18 protein-coding genes and 1 pseudogene are annotated in these 20,627 nt (G+C 72.0%); 12 read left to right on the forward strand and 7 right to left on the reverse strand.

What is annotated here, in order from left to right; genetic code table 11:
- Positions 1 to 439 precede the first annotated feature (439 nt).
- Both ACZ53K_RS18775 and ACZ53K_RS18780 read right to left on the reverse strand, forming a co-directional pair.
- Entirely contained in the window at positions 440 to 1,327 is an 888-nt protein-coding gene (locus ACZ53K_RS18775; RefSeq protein ID WP_468837535.1) for a DUF6397 family protein, read from the reverse strand.
- A 114-nt stretch (positions 1,328 to 1,441) separates the two neighbouring features.
- Positions 1,442 to 1,849, reverse strand: coding sequence for a roadblock/LC7 domain-containing protein (locus tag ACZ53K_RS18780; RefSeq protein ID WP_468837538.1), 408 nt, complete (start codon positions 1,847 to 1,849; stop codon positions 1,442 to 1,444).
- Positions 1,850 to 1,990: 141 nt separating this feature from the next.
- Between ACZ53K_RS18780 and ACZ53K_RS18785 the strand changes: the two genes are divergently transcribed.
- Positions 1,991 to 2,419, forward strand: coding sequence for a PPOX class F420-dependent oxidoreductase (locus ACZ53K_RS18785; protein WP_468837540.1), 429 nt, complete (start codon positions 1,991 to 1,993; stop codon positions 2,417 to 2,419).
- 61 nt (positions 2,420 to 2,480) lie between these two features.
- Here the strand turns inward: ACZ53K_RS18785 and ACZ53K_RS18790 are convergent, their stop codons facing one another.
- Positions 2,481 to 3,137, reverse strand: a complete 657-nt coding sequence (locus ACZ53K_RS18790) for a GTP-binding protein (RefSeq protein WP_468837541.1) — start codon at positions 3,135 to 3,137, stop codon at positions 2,481 to 2,483.
- Between the two features lie 160 nt (positions 3,138 to 3,297).
- On the opposite strand from ACZ53K_RS18790, the gene ACZ53K_RS18795 reads away from it, so the two are divergent.
- The gene (locus tag ACZ53K_RS18795; RefSeq protein ID WP_468837542.1) at positions 3,298 to 3,543 is read left to right on the forward strand and encodes a hypothetical protein; all 246 of its coding nucleotides are present in this window, start codon (positions 3,298 to 3,300) and stop codon (positions 3,541 to 3,543) included.
- Between the two features lie 138 nt (positions 3,544 to 3,681).
- Complete coding sequence (locus tag ACZ53K_RS18800; protein ID WP_468837544.1) at positions 3,682 to 4,350, forward strand: O-methyltransferase; 669 nt, start codon at positions 3,682 to 3,684, stop codon at positions 4,348 to 4,350.
- 29 nt (positions 4,351 to 4,379) lie between these two features.
- Here ACZ53K_RS18800 and ACZ53K_RS18805 read toward each other — a convergent pair whose 3' ends face one another.
- Positions 4,380 to 5,558, reverse strand: coding sequence for a hypothetical protein (locus ACZ53K_RS18805; RefSeq protein WP_468837546.1), 1,179 nt, complete (start codon positions 5,556 to 5,558; stop codon positions 4,380 to 4,382).
- Between the two features lie 270 nt (positions 5,559 to 5,828).
- Between ACZ53K_RS18805 and ACZ53K_RS18810 the strand changes: the two genes are divergently transcribed.
- The 3 genes from ACZ53K_RS18810 (at position 5,829) to ACZ53K_RS18820 (ending at position 8,934) form a co-directional block, all read left to right on the forward strand.
- Positions 5,829 to 7,352 carry an amino acid permease gene (locus tag ACZ53K_RS18810; protein WP_468837548.1) on the forward strand — a complete coding sequence of 508 codons (1,524 nt, stop codon included), beginning with the start codon at positions 5,829 to 5,831 and terminating at the stop codon, positions 7,350 to 7,352.
- A 143-nt stretch (positions 7,353 to 7,495) separates the two neighbouring features.
- Positions 7,496 to 8,296 (forward strand): GNAT family N-acetyltransferase, encoded by an 801-nt coding sequence (locus tag ACZ53K_RS18815; protein ID WP_468837551.1) that lies wholly within the window; start codon positions 7,496 to 7,498, stop codon positions 8,294 to 8,296.
- Between the two features lie 5 nt (positions 8,297 to 8,301).
- Entirely contained in the window at positions 8,302 to 8,934 is a 633-nt protein-coding gene (locus ACZ53K_RS18820) for a class I SAM-dependent methyltransferase (RefSeq protein WP_468837553.1), read from the forward strand.
- 54 nt (positions 8,935 to 8,988) lie between these two features.
- On the opposite strand, the gene ACZ53K_RS18825 is transcribed toward ACZ53K_RS18820, so the two are convergent.
- The gene (locus tag ACZ53K_RS18825; RefSeq protein WP_468837554.1) at positions 8,989 to 9,864 is read right to left on the reverse strand and encodes an oxygenase MpaB family protein; all 876 of its coding nucleotides are present in this window, start codon (positions 9,862 to 9,864) and stop codon (positions 8,989 to 8,991) included.
- Positions 9,865 to 10,037: 173 nt separating this feature from the next.
- On the opposite strand from ACZ53K_RS18825, the gene ACZ53K_RS18830 reads away from it, so the two are divergent.
- Positions 10,038 to 10,295, forward strand: a complete 258-nt coding sequence (locus tag ACZ53K_RS18830) for a hypothetical protein (RefSeq protein ID WP_468837999.1) — start codon at positions 10,038 to 10,040, stop codon at positions 10,293 to 10,295.
- A 217-nt stretch (positions 10,296 to 10,512) separates the two neighbouring features.
- Entirely contained in the window at positions 10,513 to 11,340 is an 828-nt protein-coding gene (locus ACZ53K_RS18835; protein ID WP_468837556.1) for a hypothetical protein, read from the forward strand.
- A 132-nt stretch (positions 11,341 to 11,472) separates the two neighbouring features.
- Here ACZ53K_RS18835 and ACZ53K_RS18840 read toward each other — a convergent pair whose 3' ends face one another.
- Positions 11,473 to 11,655: a hypothetical protein gene (locus ACZ53K_RS18840; RefSeq protein WP_468837558.1), complete on the reverse strand. Its 183-nt coding sequence runs from the start codon at positions 11,653 to 11,655 to the stop codon at positions 11,473 to 11,475.
- 190 nt (positions 11,656 to 11,845) lie between these two features.
- Here ACZ53K_RS18840 and ACZ53K_RS18845 point away from each other — a divergent pair, with 190 nt between their 5' ends.
- The 3 genes from ACZ53K_RS18845 (at position 11,846) to ACZ53K_RS18855 (ending at position 17,045) form a co-directional block, all read left to right on the forward strand.
- Positions 11,846 to 15,019, forward strand: coding sequence for a DEAD/DEAH box helicase (locus ACZ53K_RS18845; protein WP_468837559.1), 3,174 nt, complete (start codon positions 11,846 to 11,848; stop codon positions 15,017 to 15,019).
- On the forward strand, positions 15,016 to 16,416 hold the full coding sequence (locus tag ACZ53K_RS18850) for an SWF or SNF family helicase (RefSeq protein ID WP_468837561.1): 1,401 nt from the start codon (positions 15,016 to 15,018) through the stop codon (positions 16,414 to 16,416). The genes ACZ53K_RS18845 and ACZ53K_RS18850 overlap by 4 nt, the downstream gene beginning before the upstream one ends.
- 242 nt (positions 16,417 to 16,658) lie before the next feature.
- On the forward strand, positions 16,659 to 17,045 hold the full coding sequence (locus ACZ53K_RS18855) for a nuclear transport factor 2 family protein (RefSeq protein WP_468837562.1): 387 nt from the start codon (positions 16,659 to 16,661) through the stop codon (positions 17,043 to 17,045).
- Between the two features lie 17 nt (positions 17,046 to 17,062).
- Here the strand turns inward: ACZ53K_RS18855 and ACZ53K_RS18860 are convergent, their stop codons facing one another.
- Positions 17,063 to 17,296 carry a DUF6480 family protein gene (locus tag ACZ53K_RS18860; protein WP_468837564.1) on the reverse strand — a complete coding sequence of 78 codons (234 nt, stop codon included), beginning with the start codon at positions 17,294 to 17,296 and terminating at the stop codon, positions 17,063 to 17,065.
- Positions 17,297 to 17,656: 360 nt separating this feature from the next.
- Between ACZ53K_RS18860 and ACZ53K_RS18865 the strand changes: the two are divergent.
- Positions 17,657 to 20,598: pseudogene (locus ACZ53K_RS18865) on the forward strand (glycoside hydrolase family 2 TIM barrel-domain containing protein).
- The last annotated feature ends 29 nt before the right edge of the window (positions 20,599 to 20,627 follow it).

Here is a 20,627-nt window from a genome sequence, read left to right on the forward strand (position 1 = left end):
GGTCATGTGGCGGAGCCACCTGTCCCTTTGCGCCGTGCGGCGAGGGTGCGTGCCGGGCGTCGCGATGCCGCGGAGATCCGTCAGAAGCGCCCTAGCCGCGGCCGGGGTCCCTGAGGAAGGCGAAACGCTGCTCGGAGCGGTCACCGCGCTGAAGCCCCACCCCGCCGACCGCCCCACGGAGGAGCCCGTACTGGGGCGGCTGGGTGGTGAACCCGACTGGATCCAGGACGATGAGACCCCGGGCTGCCCTTGCTGTGCCGCCCGCATGACCTTCACGGCGGAGCTCGAAGAGGGGTACGGCTTCGCGACCGCGGCCAACTTCGGTGGAGTAGGGCGTGGCTATGTGTTTCACTGCCGACCCTGTACCGAGGCTGCGTTCCTGTGGCAATGCTGAATGCCGTCTTGGTGAAGGAGGCGGGCCGATCGGTGCCGCGGCCGTTCACAACCGGTTGTCCGCGGGTGCGGGCGGTGTGGTTGGGCCGGAGTGGCGTAGTCGGGCGGTCGCCGGTTGGTGGTGGCGGGCGCGGTCCAGGGCGCGGGAGAGGTTGACGCGGTACCAGAGCACCTCGTCGAATTCTTCCGCCGTCGTTGCCCGCTCGACCGCGCCCCCGACCGTCGGGCCCGCGGCATGCGGGGCCAGGGGCGGGCGCAGGTGTCGTAGCACGGAGCGTTCCACCGGGTCCTCCACGACCGAGGCCAGTTCCTCCGGTGGCAGTACCGCCGCGATCACGGCGGCCGACTCCCAGCCGTCCGTCGCCTGGCCCATCAGCCGGGCTACCCGGCGGCCGCGCCATTTCCGGCCACGCCAGTCCTGTCCGCCGTCGAGCATGACGCGCAGCACCGTGGGGATGTTACCTCGCAGCAGTTCGGGTTCACCGGCGGCGAAGTCGGTCAGCTCCGCGGCCAGGTAGAGCCAGACCACGGCGCCGTAGCGGTTGACGTAGAAGCGGACCGGGGCGAAGCAGCCCGCGCGGGCCAGCCGCAGGAAGCGGCTCGCGTTGATGTCCAGCAGCTCGGCGGCCTCGGTCGCGCCGACCGTGCGGATCCGCTCACGCAGCGTGCCGGGGAAGCCCGCTTCGGCGCGCAGTCGCCGGACCTCTTCCGCCGGCACCCGGCGCCGCCCCCACCGGTCGGCCGGGCCGGGCCGCGCCTCGGGGTCCGGCGGGAGCGTCAGGACTTCCCCCATCTGCACCGCCAGCTCGAACTCGCCGCTTTTCATGCCCAGTTCGCGGGCCGCGCGCCCCGGCGCGAGCGTCTCCCCCGTAGTGAACAGCTCCTCCGCCGTGAGCGTCGCGGAAGCCTGCCGCCCGTCGCACATCACCGTCATGTGGCTCTCCCCCGTCGTCGTTCGTCTCGCGGGATCCGCCGTGGATCCCTGCCGGTTCGTTACCGACAGTGACGACGATAGCGGTGCGGTACGACAGCCGGTCAACCCCCGGCTTCAGCGCTGTGGACAACTTTCCGGCCGCCGGACCGCGACCCCCAGGTGTTCCCCCACACGGTTGACCAGCAGCGCCATTTCGTAGGCGATTTGTCCCATGTCGGCCTCGGGGCCCGCCAGTACACACAGACAGCTGCCGTCTCCCGCCGCCGTCACGAACAGCACGCCGTCGTCGAACTCGACCATCGTCTGCCGTACCCGCCCGGCCTCGAAGTGCCGCCCGGAGCCCTTGGCGAGGCTGTGCAGCCCCGACGCGACCGCCGCCAGGTGTTCGGCGTCCTCCCGCGCCAGCCGCTCGCTCGCGCTTGTCACGAGCCCGTCGTTGGACAGCACCAGGGCATGCCGCACCTGGTCGATCCGCTCGGTCAGGTCGTCCAGCAGCCAGTCGAGTCCGCTGCTCAGTGCCATACCGCTTCCTCCCCGTAACCCCGTGGGCAATTGCCGTGCAAGCCTGGACCACCCGTGCCGTGCGGGCAAGCAGCCCGGCGGGGCCGGCGCGTCCGGTGCGGCCGTACGGCCCGTTCACGCCGGATGGCGGAGGATGGCGGTATGGCACGCACCATGAGCAAGAACGAGTGGCAGAGCTTCCTGTCCGAGGGCACCCGCACCGGCAAGCTGGCGAGCGTACGGGCCGACGGCCGCCCACACATCGCGCCGGTGTGGTTCCTGCTGGACGGCGACGACCTCGTCTTCAACACCGGCGCCGACACGGTCAAGGGACGCAACCTCGCCCGGGACGGCCGCGTCTCGCTCTGTGTGGACGACGACCGCCCGCCGTTCAGCTTCGCGATCGTGGAGGGTCTGGCCGAGACCGGTGACGAGCTCTCCGAGGTACGCGCCTGGGCCACCCGTATCGCGGCCCGCTACATGGGCGAGGAGCGCGCCGAGGAGTACGGGGCGCGCAACGGCGTTCCGGGGGAACTGCTGGTGCGGGTCCGGATCAGCAAGGTCGTCGCGGTGGCCGACCTCGCCGGCTGATGCCTCCGGGCCATGCTCCGGCGGCGAGGCGCGCCGGAGTGTGACAGCCGTGGACGCGCCCTCAGCCCACCGAGTCCAGCAGCCGGGCGGTGTGCACCCGTCCGGCATGTTCGATCAGCCGTATCAGCACTTCCTTGCCCGAGTCGCGGTCCCGCGCGTCGCACAGCACCACCGGGGTGCCCCGGTCCAGGTCGAGGGCCCGGGCCACCTCACCGGCCCCGTAAGCGCGGGCCTCGGCGAAGCAGTTGACGGCCACCAGGAAGGGGATCTCGCGGTTCTCGAAGTAGTCGACGGCGGGGAAGCTGTCCTCCAGCCTGCGGGTGTCGGCGAGCACGACGGCGCCCAGCGCGCCCCGCGCCAGGTCGTCCCACAGGAACCAGAAACGGTCCTGCCCCGGCGTCCCGAAGAGGTAGAGGGAGAGTCCGTCCCTGATGGTGATGCGGCCGAAGTCCATCGCCACGGTGGTCGTCGTCTTGCGCACCACGTCCTGGACGTCGTCCAGCGCCGCGCCCGCCTCGCTGAGCTGTTCCTCCGTGCGCAGCGGCCGGATCTCGCTCACCGCACCGACCAGAGTCGTCTTGCCGACCCCGAACCCGCCCGCCACCAAGATTTTCAGAGCCAGCACACTGTCGTCGGGGGTGTTTGCGGATCCGGCGGCAGGCGCTACAGGTACGTCGTGGGATGCATCGTGGGATTCGTCGTGCGACTCGAAAACCATGGCGAGGACCGTACTCCTTTCGCTACGCAGCGTGGCACGGAGTTGACAAGTTCGTACGCTTCGGGAGAGAGCCCCGGCCACCGACCGGCCGGGCACCACCAGCGGGAAGCCCGCGCCGCAGACCGGTCGACGCACCGGCGGGGCGCGAGAAAGAAGGCTGATGATGTCCACCCATGAGGCCACCGGTACCGGCACGGGCATCGCGGCCGTTCCCGCCGCGGGCGACAACGAGGCCGGTCCCTGGCACAACGTCTGCCGTATCTGTCATCCGCGGGAGTCGCCCGTGCGGCCGCTCGTCGCCATCTGCGGTGAGCCGCTGCTCGGCATCAGGGCCGCCCGTGACGCGCCGCGGTGCGAACTGTGCGACTACCTCACGCCGCTGCACGAGCGGGGCCACCGGACTTGAGGCACCAGCGGCGCCGGTGCCACCGGCAGTACCGGCGAAATCGAGCCGCTGCGGCTTTTGTGTGCGCATCACACCAACAGCCGTACGCACCCCTGCTAGCTTGATTAGCAAACCTAACTAGGTAGCCGAAGGGGCCGTATGTCTCAGCAGCGGTGGAACTCTGTCGACGATTACTTCGACTCCTTGCTCGCCCCGGCCGACGAAGCCCTGCGGGCCGCGCTGCACGACAGCGAAGCGGCCGGCCTTCCGCCCATCAGTGTCACCCCCACCCAAGGCAAGCTGCTCCACCTCCTCGCCCAGATACAAGGCGCCCGCCGCATCCTGGAGATCGGCACGCTCGGCGGTTACAGCACCATCTGGCTCGGCCGGGCCCTGCCCGCCGACGGCCGGCTGATCTCCTTGGAGGCCAACGCCAAGCACGCCGAGGTCGCCCGCGCGAACCTGGCGCGCGCCGGGCTCGCGGAGTGCACCGAGGTCCGTGTCGCCCCGGCGCTCGACAGTCTGGCGCAACTGGCCGCCGAGCGTGCCGAACCGTTCGACCTGGTCTTCATCGACGCTGACAAGCCGAACAATCCGCACTATTTGGAGCGGGCGCTGGAACTCACCCGCCTGGGCAGCCTGATCATCGGTGACAACGTCGTACGGAACGGGGACATCGCCGACGCCGACAGCACGGACCCTTCGATCCGCGGTACCCGCCGGTTCCTGGAACTCATCGCCGGGGATCCGAGGCTGACCGCCACCGCGGTGCAGACCGTGGGCCGCAAGGGCTACGACGGGTTCTCGCTGGCCCGGGTCACCGGCTGACCGCTTTCACCGCCGTGCGCCGTCCGGTTTCACCGCAGACTGATCCTGTTTCCGGCGGAGATTTCGGCACCGGCTATGCCCGTGCCGGCATAGCGGACGTTGTTCCCGGTGGCCGTTCCGCCGGAACAGGAGGTGAACAGTATCGCGGTCCCGTCACCGCCCTGGCTGTATTTGACGATGTTCCCGGTGACCACGCCTTCATGGACGTACTGCAGCGCGATGGCGTTCGAACTGGCCCAGTCCCGGATGATGTTGCCGGTCACGACGACGTTCTCGATCGGTGTGTCCGACATTCCGTACACGCCGATGGTGGCGTAACGGGGGCCCTGGCCCGGCTGTTTCTCCAGGCCCATGTGCGTCAGGACGTTGTGCGCGATGACGATGTCCTCGGTCTGCGACCAGAACCACGACCGGTACTGCGCGGAGGGATCCATCTGTACCTGGATTCCGCTGTTGCAGTCCTCCATGATGTTGTTCGCGATGACCGCGTGGCGCCAGTTGTGCGCGCGGACGGCGTAGTTCCCGGCGTTGGTGATCCGGTTGTTCACCACCCGCAGACCGTCGTGGAAACGCCCGGGGAAGGTGGCTGTGTGCGTGCCCACCAGGGCTCCGTACCCGTCGGCCGAGCAGCCGTCCACGACGATGTTGGTGCTGTGTGTGCCGTCCGGCGCCTCCTGGACCTCGATCGCCTCGGAGTAGAACCGGGTGGGTGTGGTCGCCTTGAAGCGCCGGAAGACGCAGTTGCGCGCCGTGCCGTTGCGGATGCCGTGGAACTCGATCGCGTGCCAGTCCGGGATGTTCTCCACCACCAGGTCCTCGTAGAGGATGTTCTCGGCGGAGCAGAAGGCGAACATGTCCAGCGGCAGCGGATTGTTCGCGCCGCCGTCCCACCGTCCGCCGCGAATGCTGATGTTGGACGCTCCGTTGTAGCCGTCGTGGGAGAAACCACCGCCCCAGAGCGTGTCGATGGCGGAGGTGTCACTGCGGAAGATGTGGGCGCCGTACGCGATCACGGTCAGGTTTCCCGGGTCCGGTACCACGGTCCCCGTACTGTGCATCCGATAACGCCCGGGAGGAATCACCAGGGTTCCGCCGCCGGCGTCACAGATGGTGGTCACCGCGTGCTGCAGGAGAGCCGCCGCGTCGACGAGGCCCTTGGGATCGGCACCGAAATGGTCGACGAAATTCCACTTCCCCGTGTCCGTCATGCCTGCATGATTACGCCGGGCGGCCGGGAACGAAAGACATTGAAAGGAAACAGTTGTGGCGCCAACCACCGCTGCTCCCGGCCCTGTACGGGCTGCCCGGGCTGCCGACGTCCAGAGTCCCGCCCGTAGCGCTCCCATCGGTCACTGCCGGCAGCGGGTCCGGCGTCGACAGCACGAGCCCGGATCACCGCCCTGCACGCCGGAATCGCTAGGGAACGGACACCTGACGCCCGTCGGCACGAGCAGTGGAGGTTCACGATGCGCACTCCGGTGAGAACGTGGCGTCGGCGGAGCGACGCACACCGTCACCACGAGGACGAGCGTGTCCTGAACGCGCTCGGGTACTCCCAGCAACTGCACCGGCGGCTGGGCGCCTTCGGCAACTTCTCCGCGTCCCTGTCAGCCATCTCGATCATGTCCGGGACCTTGTTGCTGTTCGGCTACGGCCTGAACTCCGGCGGCCCCGCGGTGGTGATGTGGGGGTGGATCGTCATCGGGCCACTGGTGCTGTGCCTGGCGGCGTCGCTGGCCGAGATCACCTCCCGGTACCCCACCAGCGGTGGCCTGTACTACATGGCCCGTCAGCTCGGCGGTGAGCGGTGGAGCTGGTACACCGGGTGGCTCAACCTTCTGGGCCTGTTGGCCGGGATCGCGGCCCAGGACTACGGCATCGCGACGTTCACCGCCGCCTGGGCGTACCTGCAGTTCGGCCATGTACCGACCCCGGGCTCCCTGCTGGCCCTGTACGCGGTCATCCTCGTACTGCACGCGGTGCTGAACCTGTTCGGCACCCGGCTGATGAACGCCCTCACCTCCCTGAGCGCGTGGTGGCACCTCACCGGGGCCGTCATCATCATCGGCGCTCTGGCGCTGATCCCCTCCCACCACCAGCCAGCCAGCTTCGTGTTCACCGAGTTCACCAACAACACCGGCTGGGGCGCCCCCGCGTACGTGATCCTGCTGGGCATGCTGCTGCCGTGCTTCGCCCTGGCCGGTTATGACACCTCGGCCCACCTCAGCGAGGAGACCAGCCAGGCCTCCGTCGCCGCAGCGCGCGGCATCGTCCGCTCGGTGGCGGTGTCCTGGGTCGCCGGCGGCATCCTGCTGGCGGCGCTGCTGTTCGCCATCCAGGACTACGCCACGACCCTGGCAGGCCCGACCAGCGTGCCGGTGGCGCAGGTCTTCCTGGACGCGCTGGGGGTGGCGACGGCGAAAGCCCTGCTGCTGGTGGTCATCGTGGCCCAGTTCCTGTGCGGCTACACCGTGACCGCGGCCGCCTCACGCATGATCTACGCGTTCTCCCGGGATGGCGCCCTGCCGGGCTCGGCCCGCTGGCGGCGGGTCAGCCGCCGCACCGCCGTCCCGGCCAACGCGGTCTGGCTCGCGGTCACCGTGGCGTTCGTACTCGCCCTGCCGTCCCTGTATTCCACCACCGCGTTCTCCGCGGTGACCGCCATCTCGGTGGTGGGCTTCACACCTGCCTATGCCATCCCGGTGCTGCTGCGGCTGCGTCACCGCGACAAGTGGACACATGGGCCCTGGCACCTGGGCCGCTTCAGCCGGCCGATCGGCTGGACAGCGGTGGTGTGGGCAGCCGCGGTGACGGTGCTGTTCCTGCTGCCGCAGACCAGCCCGGTCACCGCCGCCACCTTCAACTACACACCGATCGCCACACTGGCGGCCCTCGCCCTGGCCGCCCTGTGGTGGCGCATCGGGCGCCGCTCCTACGACGTGCCGCGCTCCGATACTGCCAACACCCGCGACGGCGAGAATGCGTTGGAGGACGTCAGCTGACGGCATCAAGACCGCATGCCACAAGTAGGGTGCCCCTTGACCCGGAGGCGCCAGAGTCATCCAGCACTTGCCGAGTACCTGCTGTGTACCTGCTGAGTACCTGCTCAGGGGCCTTCACCAGCGTAAGAAATCGTGGGGGTACGGTGACTGGTCTCGCGGAGTCCGTCGAATCGTTACAGCAACTCACCGTGGTGTGGCGCGCCATGGTGCTCGACCGCGATGCGGACGCGGATGTCCGCGACCTTCCGGGCATCGCCGTCCGCTGGGCCGACTCCCGGTTCGCGTTCTGGAATTGCGTCACCCTGACCGACGTGGGCGCGGGGCCGGAACTCGTCGGGCAGCGGCTTACCCAGGCGGCGGACATCATGCGCGCGAAGCCGCAGCCGGGCTTCCTGTGGCTCTTCGAAGACCTCCTCGACGAGCAGGCGCGCTCCGGGGTCCGGACGGCGGCCGAGCAGGCAGGTCTTCAGTTCGCCTTCCCCGGCACGGGCATGGCCGGAGACCTGCTCCCGCTCCCCGAGCCGGCCCACCCCGACCTGACATTCACGCGCGTGACCACCGATGAGCAGGTGCGGGCCTACGCCGACCTCAACTCGCGCGCTTACGGCTTCCCTTTGGAACAGGGCCGCGACGGCCTCGCCGGGTCCGCACTCTGGAAGGACGAGGTGTACGCCTACCTGGGCATGCGTGGCGACACACCGGTGACGTGCGCCGCCACGGTCGAAGCGGACGGCCGCCTCTTCGTCATCCTCGTCGCCACCGACCCGCAGTGGCAGCACAAGGGCTACGGCGAGGCGGTCACCCGCAAGGCGCTGTACGAGGGCGGCCGGGCCACCGGGCTGACCCGCGCCACGTTGCACGCGACCGTCGCCGGGGCCCCCGTGTACCCGCGTATCGGTTTCAAGCCGAACTCGCCGATTCACTTCTACCGCCTGAAAGACTGAGCGGTATGAACGACGACAGCGCCAAGGCCCCCGAGAGTGTCCGCCAGCCACATGACGTGCGGGAATTCTTCGCCTCCCGCGCGCATGACTGGGACGCGCGGTTTCCCGACGACGGTCCTGCCTACCAGGCGGGCGTCGACGCGATGGAGCTGCGCGTGGGTGACCGGGTCCTGGACGCGGGCTGCGGTACGGGGCGAGCAGTGCCCGCTCTGCGGGCGGCCGTCGGGGGCGGCGGTACGGTGCTGGGGGCCGATCTGACGCCCGAGATGCCGGCGGCGGCCGTGCGCGCCGGACGCGGGCGTCTGGCGTCCCTCGTGGTCGCCGACGTGCATCGGCTTCCGCTGCCGGACGCGTCGCTCGACGCCGTCTTCGCCGCCGGGCTGCTGTCCCACCTGGCCGAGCCCGGCGCGTGCCTCGCCGAACTCGCCAGGACCGTACGGCCCGGAGGCCGGCTGGCGCTGTTCCACCCGGTCGGGCGCGCCGCGCTGGCGGCGCGGAAGGGCCGCCGGATCACTCCCGACGACGTACGGGCGGAGCCCAACCTGCGGCCGCTGCTGACGGGCGCAGGGTGGGACCTGAAGCGTTACGTGGACGAAGACGCGTGCTACCTGGCGTTGGCCGTGCGTCAGGACGCCTGAGGCGCGTCCAGCGCCCGGGCCGGGCGCCGGGGCGTCTGAGGTGCGTCCGCCGCCTCAGTGCGGCACAGGGCAGCCGCCCGCGGGCCGGCCCTGGGGGAAGGTGCCGAGGCCGGCGATGGTGAAGCCGTTCGGGTAGCCCTTGATTTCCGGGTTCTGACGGGCGTAGTGCGGGCGCCGGCGCGGCGGGAGCAGGCGGACGGATTTGGCGCGCAGCCGCAGCGCGCCGCGCACCGCCGCGCGGACGGCCGGCTTGGGCCGTTCGTAGCGGAAGGTGTCCAGCAGGGTGTCGTCCAGCAGGGCCATGCTCGCGCCGCGCACCACCGGGGCCAGCGGGCCGTACCAGCCCGCCATCAGGCCGAGCGTGGCGTCGGAGACCCGTCGGCCGCCCTCGTCCCAGCCGAAGTGCGCGCGCTCGTAGTCATCCAGGCAGCGTTCGAACGCCTGGAAGTCCTGCGGGGTGCCGGTGATGCCCATGTGGCGCCCGAGAGTGCGGTAATAGACGGCCGAGGCATGCTTCTCGTGCTCGCTGAGCCGCCGCCACCCGTACGCGTCCAGCCAGCGTGCGGGGACCACCACGAAGGTGCACAGGACATACCGCATGTCGTCGTTGGTGATGTCGTAACTGCGGTGCATCTGGTTGATGCGACGGATCGCGGTCCGGCCGTCCTCGGAGTCGAAGCCGTGCTCGGTCACCGAGTCCAGGAGGAGCGCGGTGTCGTCGTAGCGCTTTTGCGTACGGTCCGTCAGCTCGGCGGTTTCGGCGAGCAGCCGGCCGATGCTGGGAACGGCGTAGGTGCGGTAGAGCGCCAGTTCCAGGGCGCGTGCGACGTCCCACGGGAATTCGTACGTCGTGGTGATGCGGTGGATACGCAGGAAGTCCCGTTCCGGGTCCATCCGCTGGATCTCCTTCAGCCAGTCATATCGCCGCACCGAGTACCCGCCCTTTCGTCGCCGAAGTGCCAATCCTAAGCGCCCCGGGCACACTGGAACGACCGGGACGGGAACCGGGAATGGGGGACACGATGACCGGATTCTTGCGCGGCATCTCCCGATTGTTCCGCGGCCTTCGGGACTTCTTCAGCCGCGTCCGCACCGCGAAGCCGATGCCGGATACGGCCGGGCCCCGGGCGCCCGGGGCGAAACGGCGGCACAACATCTTCGAAGCGGCGGCCGCCCATGTGGCGGCGTGCGCCGAGGACGACGACGAGCGCAGCGCCGAGACGGCGGAATGGGTCTCCCCCGAGGCGCTGGCCTTCGGCATCAACGAGCTGGCCTGCCGGGCGGTGATCGCGCTCGCCCGGGAGCGCAGGGAGTCGCCGCAGACGGTGGCCCGGGATCTGCTCAATCTGCCGGTGGGCTGAGGCCCCCGGGGCAGCCGGGGCGGCCGGGGCAGGCCGGGTGGCCGGGGAGACACCGGCGACGGGTGGGCAGGGGCGGGCGGCCCGGCACGGCGGCGGGATCGCCCGGGTCGTGGCGTACGGCTGGTGACAACCTGCTGTCCGGCCAACTAGGGTGCGCCGACGACTGATCGGAACGCTCGGGCCGCTTCGGGTCCGGGCGCATCGGATGGAGGCCCAGGTGTCGACCGAGAGCGCCGGTACGTCCACGGCCGGGAACGCCGGCGGGCTCACGTCCGAGAGCGTCGACGACGACCAGCTGCTCGTGCTGACGGCGGTGCTGCTGACGCCCGCGCAGTTCCCGAGCGTGCTCGGCGACGATTATCCGGAGGTGTGCGCCGGGCTCGGCCTGGAACCGTACGAGCAGGGGTACGGGCTGGTGCTGGGCCAGGACGGGCGGGGCGCGCGCTGGACGGTGGTGACGGACGATGTCTCGCTCGTCGCGTGCGCCGTCGCGGCCTGGGACTGCGGGATGGAGTACGACCTTTCGCCGGACGAGGGCAGTGTGGTCGAAGCACTGCCCGGCTGGCCGATCGCGCTCGCCGTCGCGGCACCCGGGGTGCCGGCGCCGCACGACCCGGAACCGGAGGATGGCGGTCCGGCCGTCCTGCGGCCGCCGGACGCCGCGCAGTGGGGACCGGCGCAGCGGAGGCTGGGCGCGGACGAGATAGCGCTGCAGTGGGCGGCCTGGCGCGAACAGGTCGAGGACGGCGTCACCTTCGTCGATCCGGGGACCCGGCCGCACGCCGGGGTGCGGCGGGTGCTGGCCGAGGCGCGCGGTTACGTGGCGGAGCCTCCGCCGCCGGGGCGGGTCCGCTCGTCCTTCGCCGCCGGTGAGGCCCGTACGCTCCGCGTGGACGGCCCGGGGTGGAGCATGGTGGCCCGTACCGACGACATCGCGTTCGTCCTCCTGGACGAGCAGCCGGGCGAGGTCCTGCCGGTGGGACGCGGACCCGAACTGCCGGGGCTGCTGCGGGCACTGGAGACACTGGCGGTCCGGCCGGCCTGACCGTCCGTCGACGAGCCGTGGCGGCGCCCCACCCGCAGGCTCTTCGCCCACGGGTCCGCTGTCGGGGACGTCGTCGCGGCCCGGCCGTCCGCCCGGCTCACGCCGTCGGAGGTCCGGGCACCGGCCACCCGGTCAGCGCCCTATCTCCTTGCGGGTCACACGGCGCAGCCTGCGCCGCTGCGAGGGGTCCAGCGTCAGATACGCCACGGCCGGCACACCGACCATGACCAGCACCGCCGCCCAGAACGGCAGCAGCCACAGCAGGATGACTCCCGCCGCCACGCCACCGATGGCGACCTTTGCGTTCATGGACATCCTTCACGTCCCTTCCGCGGCGGTTGCCGCGCTCTCTGTACCCCATTGAACGCCTTTCCGGCCTCATGGGTTCCATCCGTGACGACGGACGGGGGACGGCCGTCCCGGCGGCGGTCGGCGCGATCCCGGTGCGTGGTGTACCCTCGGGCGCTCCGGTCGACAGTAGTCAAACTTGAGGAGTTCGCTGCACGTGGCATTTCTTCCCACGGCACCATCCACTCCCCCGCCCGCGCTCGCGCGCCGGGCGGCGGTCTTCCTGCCCGCCGATCCGCCTCGCACGGGACGGATGGCGTTCTGGTTTCCGGACGGCCCGGATCCGGACGGCAGGGCCTTTCACGACGCGGAAGGCGTGGCGGGCGATGAGGGGTTCGGCGGCGGGTGGCCGACGCGGTCGCTGACCGTCGCCGTCCCGGCCGGACCCGGCAACGGTGGTGGCGAGGGCGTCGAACTGATCGAGGTGCCGGCGGTCGTCCTGTCCGTCGCCGACGCCCTTCCCGTCCTCACCCGCGCCCGTACGGCCCTTACCGCCGATCCGGCCGCGGCGTTCTGGGGCGCCGCCGCCGTACTGGCGCTGCAACTCGTGGCCCGCGGGCGGCTGCTGCCCGGAGTGAGCCGTTCCGGTCACGACGCGTGGCGCGTGGGCCCGCTCGACACCACCGATACCGAACGGCTGCGCGAGCTGGCCGCAGCGCTCCCGCCGCAGGCGCACGCCGCCCCGCTCCCCGGCCCCACCGGCTCCGGCGACGGTCCCGGCTCCGGCCCCGTACTGCTGCCCGACCCCGTACTGCTGCCGGACCCCGAGCGCCTGGTACGGGACTTCCTCGACGCGGTGGCGGACGGACTGCCCCGCTCCCCCGCCGCCGCCCTGGTCACCGGCGGACCGGCGTTCGCCGCGCCCGAGCCGCAGCACATTCCCGAACAGCGCGACTGGGCGGCCGACGTGGCGGCCGGACACGACGCGGGCGTACGGATCTCCTTGCGTATCGAGGTCGCCGGGCTGTCCGGAGCGGACACCGGCCCGGCCGGATCCGCCGTCGCGGCCCGCGCCGACCACGCAGGCTTCACCGCCGTACTGCAACTGCACGACCTCGCCGACCCCACCCTGGTCGCCGACGTGTCCGAGGTGTGGGCGGGCACCTCCCCCACCGGGCAGGCGTTCGGCCCGCGGGCCCGGATGGACACGCTGCTCACGCTGCGCCGCGCCGCCGCGGCGTGGACGCCGCTCACGCCCCTGCTGTCCGCCGCCGTACCGGACGCCGTGGACCTCGCCGACGAGGAGATCGCCGAGCTGCTCGGGCCCGCCTCCCGCGCGCTGGCCGCCGCCGGCGTGCAGGTGCACTGGCCCCGTGACCTGGTACGCGGGCTCAGCACCCGGGCCGTGGTGGGGCCGCCCGATCAGGACGACGCGCCAGAGGGAGCGCGAGGAGACCGGGACGACGCTTCCGGCCAGGGCCTCGGCGCCCCCGGTCAGGACCGCGTCGCGACCAACGTGCCGTCCTTCCTCGCGGCCGACGCGCTGCTCTCGTTCAGCTGGCGTTTCGCCGTCGGCGGCCAGGAGATCAGCAGGGCGGAGCTGGACCGGCTGGCCGAGGCGGGCCGCCCGCTCGTACGGCTGCGCGACCAGTGGGTGCTCGTCGACCCGGAGGCGCTGCGGGCGGCCCGCGACCGTCAGGACCGCAAGGTGGCGCCCATGGACGCGCTCGGTGCGGCGCTCACCGGGACCGTCGAGTCCGAGGACGGCGAACGGGTGGCGGTGCAGGCGTCCGGCTGGCTGGCCCGTCTCCGCGACCGGCTGACCGCACCGGACACCGCCACGGCGGGCACCGCCGCGCCGGGCAGCCCCGTACCGGACACCGCCGCACCGGACGCGCCCGTTCCGGGGGCCGTCGTACCGGAGGCCGGCGGTCCGGCCGCGGACGCCGATGCCCCCGTCGCCCAGCCCGCCGCCCTCGCCGCCACCCTCCGCGACTACCAGCTGCGCGGTCTGACCTGGCTGCACCGTATGACCTCGCTCGGCCTCGGCGGCTGTCTCGCCGACGACATGGGCCTGGGCAAGACCATCACGCTCATCGCCCTGCACCTGCACCGGCAGAGCGACCCGGCGTCCGCCGGGCCCACGCTCGTCGTCTGCCCGGCGTCCCTGATGGGCAACTGGCAGCGGGAGATCGAGAAGTTCGCGCCCGGCACTCCGGTGCGCCGCTTCCACGCGGACCGGCGCAGCCTCGCGGAACTGACGGACGGCGCGTTCGTCCTCACCACGTACGGCACGATGCGGCTGGACGCGGCGAAACTGGCCGGGACCCGCTGGGGGCTGGTCGTCGCCGACGAGGCCCAGCACGTCAAGAATCCTTTCTCCGCGACGGCCAGGGCACTGCGCACCCTCCCGGCGGGCGCCCGGGTCGCGCTCACCGGCACCCCGGTCGAGAACAACCTGTCCGAACTGTGGGCCGTCCTCGACTGGACCACCCCCGGCCTGCTCGGCCCGCTCGCCCGGTTCCGCGAGCGCTACGCCATGGCCATCGAGGGCGGTACGGACCCGGCCGCCGCCGACCGGCTGGCCCGGCTCGTCCGCCCGTTCCTGCTGCGCCGCCGCAAGTCCGACCCGGGCATCGCGCCCGAACTGCCGCCGAAGACGGAGACCGACCGGGCGGTGGCACTGACCAAGGAGCAGGCCGGGCTGTACGAGGCGGTGGTGCGCGAGGGGCTCGGCGAGATCGCGGAGGCGGACGGCCTCGCGCGCCGCGGCCTGGTTGTCAAGCTGCTGACCTCGCTCAAGCAGATCTGCAACCACCCGGCGCAGTTCCTCAAGGAGGACCGGCCGCGGATCGCGGGCCGCTCCGGGAAGCTGGAGCTGCTGGACGAGCTGCTGGAGACCATCCTCGCCGAGGACGCGGGCGTGCTGGTGTTCACGCAGTACGTGCAGATGGCGCGGCTGCTCGAAACGCACCTGGCGGGGCGTGGGGTGCCGGCGCAACTGCTGCACGGCGGTACGCCGGTGCCGCGGCGCGAGGAGATGGTGCAGCGCTTCCAGGACGGTGACGTACCGGTCTTCCTGTTGTCATTGAAGGCGGCGGGTACGGGGCTGAACCTGACCAGGGCGGCCCATGTAGTGCACTTCGACCGCTGGTGGAACCCCGCGGTCGAGGCACAGGCCACCGACCGGGCGTACCGCATCGGCCAGACCCGCCCGGTGCAGGTGCACCGGATGATCACCGAGGGCACGGTCGAGGACCGGATCGCCGACATGCTCGCGCGCAAACAGCGGCTGGCGGACTCGGTGCTCGGCTCCGGCGAGGCCGCGCTGACCGAACTCACCGACGCCGAGCTGGCGGACCTGGTGGCACTGCGAGGGAGTGACCGATGACCGACCCCCATGAGAACGTTCGGGAAGCCCTGCCGGAGGCTCCCTCCGAGGCCGTGCGTCCGCCGGGTCCGGACCGGGAACGGACCTTCGCGGCGCTGCCGCCGGCGCACGGCCGTGGCTTCGCCCGCACCTGGTGGGGTCTGGCATGGCTGAAGGCGCTTGAGGACAGTGCGCTGGACAACCAGCAGGTCAAGCAGGGCCGCCGGCACGCGCGGGCGGGCGCAGTCGGCGCGGTTTCCGTACGGCCGGGCCGGATCACCGCGGTCGTCCAGGACCGCGACGGCACGCCGTACCGCTGCGACGTACTGCTCCAGGAGCTGAGCGAAGCGGACTGGCACCGCTTCCTGGACCTGGTCGCGGACCGGGCCGGGCACATCGCGGCGCTGCTGGACCACGACATGCCGCCGCACCTGGTGGAGGACGCGGCCGCCGCCGGCATCGAACTGCTTCCCGGCATCGGTGATCTGGAGGCGGAGTGCGGTTGCGAGGCGTGGGACCACTGCTCCCACACAGCCGCGCTCTGCCACCAGACGGCACGGTTGCTGGACGAGGACCCCTTCGTGCTGCTGCTGATGCGCGGACGGGGCGAACAGGAGCTGCTGCACGACCTCCAGACCCGCACCGCCTCTCGCGCGCGGGAAGCCGCTGAGCAACTCGCGTCCAGTGCGTCCGCGGTGGAACCGGCTGCCGCCGAGGGCATACCTGCGGCGGAGGCGTACGCCGCGCGCGACATCCTGCCGCCGCTGCCCGCGCCCCCGCCGGCCGTGGACGAGCCGGGCGCCGCGCCGGTGCTCGGGGGCGGGACGGAGCCCGCACCCGGGGTGGAGGTACCAGCATTGGAGTTCCTGGTGGCCGACACAGCGGCGCGCGCTCAGCGGCTGCTGGCCGACGCGCTGGCTCCCGGCCATGCCGACAGCGCGCCGCAGGCAGCACTGACCTGCGCACAGGACGCCGTACGGCTGGCAGCGGCCGCCCCGGAGCCCCGGATCGCGGCACGGCTGGCATCCGGGTCCGGGCGTACGGCCAAGACGCTGGCCCTGGCCGTACGAGCCTGGGAGTACGGCGGCGCCTCGGCGCTCGCGGCCCTGGAGGAGGAGTGGGCGCCGGAACCGGCGGCCCTGGCCCGTGCCACGGCTCAGCTCGCCGCCGCCTGGGACGAGGACGAACCGCGACCACAGCTGCGCCACGACCGCAACCGCTGGACCGTGGTCGGCGCAGGTGCCCAGCTCAGGTACGGGCGCGACGGTCGGTGGTGGCCGTACGCGAAGGAGCGCGGGCAGTGGGCACCGGCGGGACCGGCGGCCGAGGACCCCGCGGCGGCGCTGGCGGCGCTGCGCGGCGGGGGTGGGGAGGCCGGGAGGCTCGTAGAGGCCGGGGATATCGGACAGGCCGGGTAGCCGCCCGGCGGCCGGAAAGGGCGGTGGCTCGTGGCCGGGACGGGTGGCACGTACACCCACCCGGCCCGCTCCCCGGGCCCCGTCCGTTCCGGGTCCGTCCCCGCCCGCTCCGGGGCCCACCCGCTTCCCGCGTACCGACTGTCCGTACGGCTGACTGTCCCCACGGCGCGGCGCTACTCTGCTCGGCGTCAGGAGGCCGGCGCACCGACCGTCGGCCTGGCGTCCGGCCGTTGGGAGGGACCGTGTCTGCTGTGAGCCCCTTGGACGTCCTCGAACGGCGACGTGCCGCGATCACGGGGCAGGACGCGGACGCCTTCGCGGAGCTGTTCGCGCCGGACGGTGTGATCGAGCTGCCTTTCGCGGGTCCGGACGTGCCCGACCGCATCGAGGGGCGCGAGACGATACGCGCGTTCGCGCGGGCGGCGATGTCCGCGTTGCGCATCGACACGCTGCAGACGCTCGCCGTCCACCGCACCGAGGACCCGGAGGTCGTCGTGGCGGAGATGCTCGCCAAGGGCGTGGGACGCGGTGACGCGTTCGAGGGCCGCTCGGTGCAGCTGTTCCGCATCCGGGACGGCCGGATTCTGCTGTTCCGCGACTACACGGGGCCGCTGCGCAAACCCTCCTGAGGCCGGTCCGTGCCCGGCTACACGCCCCAGATGCGGGCGATGAAGAAGGCGGCGACGAGGACGACCACGACGGCGAGCACCAGCACCGGGCCCTTGGACCAGCCGCGGGTGGGGTTGTGGGTTTCCAGGGGCCCGGCGTCCGGGGTGCTGCCCTCGGCGGGCGGTGTCTCGCCCGGCGGCACCCCGCCGCCCGGCTCCAGGCCGGCGGTGCGCTCCGGTACCGGGTCCGGGTTCTTCGGTGAATCGTTCATGCTGCCTGAGTGCCCGGGGGCGGCCGATTCTCACCGGCGGAGCCGAAACCCACCGGTCGGGACGGAAAGGTCCCGGTCGCCCCCCGATCACTCTTCGAACGCCCCGCGGAAAGCTTCGAAAAGCTCCGGCACGAATGGGGTACTCGGGGGCGTTCGCGACACAGAGTCAATGCTTCAGCGGTCAATCATTCGTATGTGGTCGCGGCGCGCCGCCGCGCGTGGTTCGCTGGCGTGATCCCCCACGCCCCTGCCGTGTCCCCGCAGCGAGGAGGACCCTTGCCCCTGCCCGACGCCGAGCCCGCCGGCCCCCGCACCGCACCCGACGCCGAGCACACCACACCCGCACAACACGCTCCCGGGATACCCGTCCCCCGCCCTCCGCAGCGCCTCCCGTACTACGAGGACGTGACCCCCGGCAGGGGCTGCCGTCCGCCCCGCGCCTGGTTCGCCCGTTCGGACGCGCGCCGGATGTCGCTGCACGGGACATGGCGGTTCCGGCTCCTGCCGACCGCCCGCTCCGCCGACACCTCCTTCGCCCGGCCGGACTTCGACGACACGGACTGGGCCGACCTGCGCGTACCGGGTCACTGGGCGCTCATGGGACACGGCGCACCCGCCTACACCAACGCCCGTTACCCCTTCCCCGTCGATCCGCCGCTGCTGCCCGACGAGAACCCGACCGGCGATCACCGGCACTCCTTCGATCTCCCCGCCGACTGGGAACCGGGGCCCGCCCTGCTGCGTTTCGAGGGTGTGGAGTCCTGCGCCAGAGTGTGGCTCAACGGAAGGGAGTTGGGGCATTTCAAGGGCAGTCGCCTGCCGCACGAGTTCGAGGTGGGCCATCTGCTGCGCGCCGGCCGCAATGTGCTGGCGGTCCGCGTCCACCAGTGGTCCTCGGGCAGCTATCTGGAGGACCAGGACCAGTGGTGGCTGCCCGGCGTCTTCCGTGATGTCACGCTGCACCACCGGCCCGCGGGAGCCGTCCTGGACCACTTCGTGCACGCCTCGTACGACCACCGGACCGGCCACGGCACCCTCCGGGTGGACTGCTCACCGGCGGGCCGGGTCACCGTCCCCGCGCTCGGCCTGGATCTGGCGACGGGGGAAAGCGCGACGGTGCCGGTCGTCCCGTGGACGGCCGAGACACCGCGGCTGTACGACGCCGAACTGCGCACGCCCGGTGAGCGCGTCCCGCTGCGCGTCGGCTTCCGTACCGTACGCGTCGAGGACGGCCTGCTGAAGGTCAACGGGCGGCACGTCCTGTTCCGCGGCGTCAACCGGCATGAGTTCGACCCGCGTTACGGGCGTTCGCTGGGCCCGGAGGTGATGCGCCGCGACCTGTTGCTGATGAAGCGGCACAACGTCAACGCCGTCCGTACGAGCCACTACCCGCCGCACCCCGCCTTCCTCGACCTCTGCGACGAGCTGGGCCTGTGGGTCGTCGAGGAGTGCGACCTGGAGACGCACGGCTTCAAGCAGCAGGGCTGGCGGGGCAACCCGGTGGACGACGACGCGTGGACCCCGGCGCTGCTGGACCGCATGCGCCGGATGGTCGAGCGCGACAAGAACCACCCCAGCGTGATCATGTGGTCGCTGGGCAACGAGTGCGGCACCGGCCGCGGCCTGTCCGCCATGGCCGCCTGGACACGCGACCGCGACCCGTCCCGCCCGCTGCACTACGAAGGCGACCGGTCCTGCGCCGACACCGACGTCTACTCCCGGATGTACGCGGACCACGCCGAGGTCGAGCGGATCGGCCGGCGGGAGGAGGAGCCGCTCGCCGATCCGGTGGCGGACGCCCGGCGTCGCGCCCTGCCGTTCGTGCTGTGCGAGTACGCGCACGCGATGGGCAACGGGCCCGGCGGGCTCGGCGAGTACCAGCGGCTCTTCGAGACGTACGAGCGCTGCCAGGGCGGCTTCGTGTGGGAGTGGATCGACCACGGGCTGCGGCAGCGCACCGTGTTCGGCGAGGTGTTCCACGCGTACGGGGGCGACTTCGGCGAGGAGCTGCACGACGGCAACTTCGTCTGCGACGGGCTGGTCTTCCCCGACCGGGTGCCGTCGCCCGGCCTGGCCGAGTTCAAGAAGGTCGTCGAACCGGTACGGATCGGCGGTACGGGCGCGGGCGACGGCGGGGCCGCGCCGGACGCGGTGCGGATCACCAACCTGCACGACTTCACCGACCTCTCCCACCTGGCGTTCCGCTGGTCCTTCGAGGCCGAGGGCGAGATGCTCGCCGAGGGGCCGCTGGCCGTGCCGCCGCTCGCTCCCGGGGCGCACGCCGAGGTGGCGCTGCCCCGGGAACCCGCCGGGCGTCGTGGCCGCGAAACCCTGTGGACGGTGCGGGCGTTATTGGCCGAGGACGCCGCGTGGGCCACGGCGGGCCACGAGGTCGCCTGGGGCCAGCTGCCCGCCGGGCCTGCCACGCCCCGCCCCACCCCGCGTGCCGCCTCCGTACGCGCGTCCCCGCGGCGCGGCGAGGGCAATCTCGTCCTCCTCGGTCCGGGTGCCTTCGACGCGACCACCGGTGTGCTCCGCTATCTCGACGGCGTGCAGGTGACGGGCCCGCGGCTGGACGTGTGGCGGGCGCCGACCGACAACGACGAGGGCGCGCCCTGGCAGCCGGGGCCGCGCCTCGCCGAGCAGTGGCGCCGGATCGGTCTGCACCGTATGCGCCATCGGGTGGCGTCCGTCGAGTACGGCGGTGACGCGCTGGTGGTACGGACCCGGGTCGCGCCGGCCGGCTCCGGCTTGGCCCTGGACACGGACTACCGCTGGAGCGCGGACAGCGGGCGGCTGCGGCTGGAGGTGTCGGTGCGCCCGTACGGCGAGTGGCCGTGTCCGCTGCCCGGCTCGGTGTCCGGATGGGCGTGTGCGGCAGTCTCACGACGGCGCGGTGGTACGGCGGCGGACCGGGCGAGGCATATCCGGACACCCGGGCGGCGGCGCGCACGGGGCTGTGGCGGATGCCGGTGGACGCGTTGCAGACGCCCTACGTGCGGCCGCAGGAGAACGGGGCGCGGGCCGATGTGCGGTGGGTGGAGCTGGCCCGCAGCGACGGTTCGGGGCTGCGGGCCGAGGGTGAGCCGGCGTTCTGGTTCAGCGCGCGCCGCTGGACGAGCGAGCAGCTGGACGCCGCCCGGCACACCACCGACCTGACGGCGGGCGACCGGATCTGGCTCCATCTCGACCACGCCCAGCACGGCATCGGCAGCCGGTCGTGCGGCCCCGGGGTGCTGCCTCGGTACGAGCTGGCGGCGGTTCCTGCCCGGTTCGCCGTCATCTTGTACTCACTGCGATGAATTTCACGTTTCTGCGGCTATTGACAGCT

The sequence above is a fragment of the Streptomyces sp. NPDC033221 genome (genome assembly GCF_055577005.1).

Bases quoted from the DNA above. Each gene is read 5' to 3' on its own strand.
- ACZ53K_RS18780 (WP_468837538.1), bottom strand. From the start codon at position 1,849: ATGGCACTGAGCAGCGGACTCGACTGGCTGCTGGACGACCTGACCGAG.
- ACZ53K_RS18805 (WP_468837546.1), bottom strand. From the start codon at position 5,558: ATGACGGACACGGGGAAGTGGAATTTCGTCGACCATTTCGGTGCCGAT.
- ACZ53K_RS18850 (WP_468837561.1), top strand. From the start codon at position 15,016: ATGACCGACCCCCATGAGAACGTTCGGGAAGCCCTGCCGGAGGCTCCC.
- ACZ53K_RS18790 (WP_468837541.1), bottom strand. From the start codon at position 3,137: ATGGTTTTCGAGTCGCACGACGAATCCCACGATGCATCCCACGACGTA.
- ACZ53K_RS18830 (WP_468837999.1), top strand. From the start codon at position 10,038: ATGCCGGATACGGCCGGGCCCCGGGCGCCCGGGGCGAAACGGCGGCAC.
- ACZ53K_RS18860 (WP_468837564.1), bottom strand. From the start codon at position 17,296: ATGAACGATTCACCGAAGAACCCGGACCCGGTACCGGAGCGCACCGCC.
- ACZ53K_RS18785 (WP_468837540.1), top strand. From the start codon at position 1,991: ATGGCACGCACCATGAGCAAGAACGAGTGGCAGAGCTTCCTGTCCGAG.
- ACZ53K_RS18795 (WP_468837542.1), top strand. From the start codon at position 3,298: ATGATGTCCACCCATGAGGCCACCGGTACCGGCACGGGCATCGCGGCC.
- ACZ53K_RS18775 (WP_468837535.1), bottom strand. From the start codon at position 1,327: ATGACGGTGATGTGCGACGGGCGGCAGGCTTCCGCGACGCTCACGGCG.
- ACZ53K_RS18840 (WP_468837558.1), bottom strand. From the start codon at position 11,655: ATGTCCATGAACGCAAAGGTCGCCATCGGTGGCGTGGCGGCGGGAGTC.
- ACZ53K_RS18820 (WP_468837553.1), top strand. From the start codon at position 8,302: ATGAACGACGACAGCGCCAAGGCCCCCGAGAGTGTCCGCCAGCCACAT.
- ACZ53K_RS18800 (WP_468837544.1), top strand. From the start codon at position 3,682: ATGTCTCAGCAGCGGTGGAACTCTGTCGACGATTACTTCGACTCCTTG.